The sequence below is a fragment of the Stieleria sp. genome, from assembly GCF_041595215.1.
Lineage (GTDB): Bacteria > Planctomycetota > Planctomycetia > Pirellulales > Pirellulaceae > Stieleria > Stieleria magnilauensis.
Map to the genome: position 1 here is coordinate 1 of NZ_JBFHKV010000628.1, position 5,042 is coordinate 5,042.

At 58.1% G+C, this 5,042-nt stretch carries 3 protein-coding genes; all 3 read left to right on the forward strand.

All coding sequences use genetic code 11. From position 1 onward, the window contains the following. Positions 1–1,359 (forward strand): ATP-binding protein (locus ABX749_RS21370; protein ID WP_372897766.1); only part of this gene is annotated, 1,359 nt, incomplete at its 5' end. A 24-nt stretch (positions 1,360–1,383) separates the two neighbouring features. Further along, positions 1,384–2,727 carry a sigma-54-dependent transcriptional regulator gene (locus tag ABX749_RS21375; RefSeq protein ID WP_372897767.1) on the forward strand — a complete coding sequence of 448 codons (1,344 nt, stop codon included), beginning with the start codon at positions 1,384–1,386 and terminating at the stop codon, positions 2,725–2,727. A gap of 181 nt (positions 2,728–2,908) precedes the next feature. Continuing rightward, a partial coding sequence (locus ABX749_RS21380) for a hypothetical protein (protein ID WP_372897768.1) occupies positions 2,909–5,042 on the forward strand: 2,134 nt, incomplete at its 3' end.

Genomic DNA, 5,042 nt, shown 5'->3' on the forward strand with positions numbered 1-5,042 from the left:
ACGAAAACGATGCAGCGCATGATCGCCAAACGAATCCCCAAGCCACGAATCGTCGGACTCGTGGTTTTGGTTGCATTGTGGGTGATGTTTGCACTCTGGCAGCGCGCCGAACATGTCCACCAATGTCGACTGATTCACGACACGCTGTCGTCCCAGGGTGATGCCTTGTCGACCGCCGTCAGCAATTCGATTCAATCACATCGTTGGTTCAGCCCGTTTGTCCGGCAGCAGCTTCCCACGACGCTCGACACTCTCGCGCGATCGACCAACGTGCTTGCCATCGCGGTGATCGCAGGTGGCGACGCGGAACAGACGTACGTCTCGGGAGACGAAAGCCTGATCGCGTATCAGTTGCCCGCGGGAGAACATGTCGTCGATGACACGTTGCAGTTGGTCCGTGAGTTTGAGATGCAAAACGATCCGCCGATGCCGGCAGGATTCTCGGTGCCGATGGAACCGGAGGGGACGCAATCGTTTCGATCGATTGTCGTTTTGGATCGGACGGAAACCATGTCCCAGTTTTACCTCGAAGCGCGAAGCCGGATTCTGATTTTCGTTTTGGGGACGTTGTTGCTTGTCGCCATCGGTGCGGTCTGGCAGTTCACGGTTCGGCTTGCCCAATCCGAAGGAAGGACGCGTTTGCTGACGGCCGAAACCAGGCATCTTCGTGAACTCGGGCAAGCAGCAGCGGGGCTTGCACACGAAACACGAAATCCCTTGGGTTTGATTCGTGGCTGGACACAGCGGTTGGTCGATGCGGGGTTGCCCGAAGCGGACCAGCAACAGCAGGCCGAAGCGGTCATCGAAGAATGCGACCGCGTGACCGCGCGGATCAATCAATTCCTCGCCTTTGCCCGCCAAGCCGATCTGCAGATTGAAACGTTGGCGATCGAAGACCTGGTGACGGAATTACGCACGCTGCTTCAATCGGACCTGGATGCCAAGGGTTTAGTTTTGGAAACAGAGGGACTGCAAGGGCAAGCCATTCGCGCCGATCGAGATCAACTTCGCCAACTGTTGTTCAATCTATTGCAAAACGCCATCGGCTTTGCGCCCGAGCACAGCACGATTAGACTTTCGATGCAGCAGTCGCCCAACGGCGCCTTCCGAATCGAGGTCGCCGATCAGGGGCCTGGTGCCTGCGAGGAAATCGTCGACAGCCTGTTCGAACCTTACGTCACGCGGCGTCCCGGCGGAACGGGATTGGGGCTTTCGATCGTTCGGCGCATCGCGGTCGCTCATGACTGGGACGTGGGCTACAGGCCCGGTGACAAGCTCGGCAGCGTGTTTTGGATTGATGGCATTCGCAGCGCATCCCCCTTGCCAACTGGCGATCGAATCTCCTCCGTCAACCTTTAACGGTTCCTGGCGAATACTGGACACATGAAACAAGCATCGCCAGCCCAACCCGTTTTGATGATCGTCGACGACGAACCGGCCCAGCGTGAGTTGATCGGTGGTTTTCTGCAGCGTCAAGGTTTGGAGATCATCGAGGCGTCGTCCGCCGAATCGATGCTCGAATCGTTGCAGCAACGTGCTCCGGACATGATTCTGTTGGATGTGCGGCTGCCGAACATGAGCGGCATCGAAGCGCTTCCAGAGATTCGTCAGCGTTTACCGACCGTTCCCGTTGTGCTGATCACCGCATTCGCCGATGTGCGTCAGGCGGTTGATGCGGTCAAACGCGGCGCCGACGACTATTTGTCCAAACCGATCGACTTGGAAGAACTGAAAGTCACTGTCTTCGATGCATTGGGGATGCGCTCGGTCGACGATTCCGCGGACAAGCCGACGCTGCCACCCCTACCGGCGGAGTTTGTTTGTGAAAGCAGCGCGATGCGGGGCTTGATCGAGACGATCGCAGTCGTCGCGCCCTCGGACGCTCCGATCCTGATCCAAGGCCAAAGCGGTTCCGGTAAAGAATGGATCGCCAAGTTGATTCATCAGTGGAGCCATCGTGCGAAACAACCCATCGTAACGACCAATTGCGCCGGTCTGTCCGCCACCTTGGTCGAAAGCGAACTCTTCGGCCACGTCAAAGGGGCCTTCACCGGCGCGTCGGAAAACCGTTTGGGCATGTTTCGATCGGCGGGCGGCGGAAGCCTGTTTTTGGATGAAATTGGTGAGATGCCGTTGGAAATGCAACCCAAACTGCTGCGTGCCTTGGAGACCCATCAGGTCACGCCGGTCGGCGCGGATCGACCGGTGGACGTTGACACGCGATTGATCGCCGCGACCAACCGCAACCTGCAAGACGAAGTGACCGAGGGGCATTTTCGCGAGGACTTGTATTACCGGCTGAACGTGGTCGAATTGATTGTCCCGCCGCTTACCGATCGTCGCGAAGACATCATTCCGCTGGCCAAGCATTTCGCCAGCCAGTTCTCCAATCGACAGGTGCGTTTTTCACCCCAAGCCTCGCGCGCCATGCTGGCACACACCTGGGTCGGCAACGTTCGTGAATTGAGGAACGCGATTCAACGTGCCTGTCTGCTTTGCCAAGGCGACGTGATCCTGCCCGAACATTTGCCCGCCCACGTCGCCGTCGATCAGCGTGCCGAATTACCCGATGCAGGGCGTCTGTCCCAAGTCGAGCGGGCGACGATTCTGGCGACGTTGGAGGAATGTGATGGGAATCGAACCCAAGCGGCAAAGGTTCTGGGGATCAGCCGCCGCGCGCTGATTTACAAGCTGCGTGATATGGACGAGGCGATCGAGCGGCCATGATCCGGCCCGCATGATATTGACGCGCGAGGCGCCGGCGAGTTACTCCCGTTGTCTCGGATGACGCTGAGACCGATTGGCAGACAAATTCGAGACCGCACGTAGGGACTTGGATTTGCGCTGGCCAAAACGACTCTTCAAGATTTTCCGCCGTACCGGACTGGGACTGGCTATCCTTGCGCTGGTGACACTGGTTTCACGCAACGATGTTTCACGCCGGGTCGCCGAGTCTGTCACTTCTTCGATTCTGAAAACGGATGTCACCATTGACTCGGTTTTCATCGGATGGGGGCATGTCCAAGTCGCCGGGATCACTGTCTTTGATCCCGTGGCGAAACAAAGTCCACAGATCGAGGTCGGCCGGGTCGATCTCACGACATCGCTGCTGCAAGGCCTCCGTGACGGAGTTTGGCTCGATCATCTCGCCATCGATCACCCCCTGCTGAACGTGCAGTTCGACCCCGACGGCAATCTGCTGTCTCGGTTTCCGGCACCGGAGTCAGCTCCATCGGAAGGGAAACTCAAGATTCCGATCCGCTCCCTTACGGTCAGAGGAGCACGGGTCATGATTCATCAAGGAGATTCCCAAACGGCGGTGGTCGACGGGGCTGACCTAGCCGCCACCTTCGGCAAGTCGATCCTGATTGAAGGTCGCGTCGACAAGCTGATCGAAGGACGCGTCGATTTTGCGTCTCGGGTTGACGCCGTCACCTATCAAGGCACGACATCGTTGCGTGTGGTGGACTGCAGACTGGATAGCGAATCCCTACCCGGGCGACTGCTGCCCGAACCGATTCGCAGCCAACCCTTTTCGGGATCCGTCTCACTGGTCGCCAAAGCCCATCATCCCGCGAGCGTCGATGACTTGTTGCATCATCCGCTGCAAGTGAAACTGCAATTGCAAGACATTCGTCTCGCTGATTTCGAAACGTTGGTCAATGAAGTGACGGTCATTGCCAACAGCGATTCCGACGGAATCGGCATCGACATCGTCGGTGATCCCCTGGACGGCGATGCCGAGGTCCGGATCGACGTCTCGTCGCCGGTTCCGCCCTTGATGGCGACGATCGAAACCGAGGTCTCGGACTGCCGCTTCACTTCGCTGATCCGAAAACTCTCCGGCGACCTGCCGATGCAGGCGTCTGGATCGATGCGTGCGTCGACACAGCTCGATTGGGACGGTCGCCTCGCCACGTTCCATCACGCGATGCATGCCGTCGCGCATGACTTGGTCGCCGAAGACATTGAACTGGATGACGTTGTCTGTGACCTGCACTGTGACGGGTCCCTTCCCGTGGGGACTGCCGACGTCGACATGATCTCTCAATTGCGTGGCACTCTGGGTGCCACGATTCAGTCGGACGGTTTGAACCTTGCCCAAATCTCCGATCGATTGCAGATTCCTGATCTACAGGGGCGTATCGCGGCGAGCGCCGACCTTCACATTCCATTGGAAACACTGCTGGATCCCAACACACTGGTGGCCAACGCCCGCGTCGACTTTCAAAACGTTTCCGGTCGTGGCGTTTACCTCGACAACACGCAGAGCCAAATGGAAGTCGGCGGCGGGAAAGCAACGGTGGAACTTTCAAAAGCGACGTTGAAAGACGCCGACGGCCGGCAACTTGCAGACATGTCAACCGTCGTGCGAGCGAATCTGCCGACCGATGAGGTTGTGATTGACGCGCAATTTGATCACACCAGCCTGCAACACATCGCGCATTTGTGCCAACTGGATGAAAACCAATTTCACGGTCAGATCATGGGGCATCTCGATGCGACATCCAGCATCACTTCGGTTGCCAAACCCGAGAGTTGGAAATCGACGGCATCGATACGACTGCGCGACTTGGTCCTTGCCGGTGAACCCCTTCGCGACGCCGAGATCCGAGGCACGCTGGAGCAAGGAAATCTTGTTGTACCCCGGACTGAATTCAGCTGGCGGGAGAATCTGTGTCACGTGGAGGCCCTCGGGACGCTGAACAATCAACTGGTGATCGACGGAACGTTTGATGCGGGCCCGATCGAATTGGATGACGTCGCCGAATTGGCGACACGGCTATCTCACCAGCCGCTTCACCTCACCGGCAGTGCGTCGTTGAGTGGCAAGATTCACGTCGATGCGATCGCAAAAACGTTTCACAGCACGGGCACCGCCATGCTGTCCGATGCGACCTACGCGGACGCGCAAATCGGTTCGGCCGACTTGGATTGGAGCGTCGAATCGTCTGGCGTCACGCTGCGCACACAGTCAAATGATTTCTTGGGCGGAACCTACGCCTTGAATGCGCACCTCGCGGAACTGGATTGGACGCGAA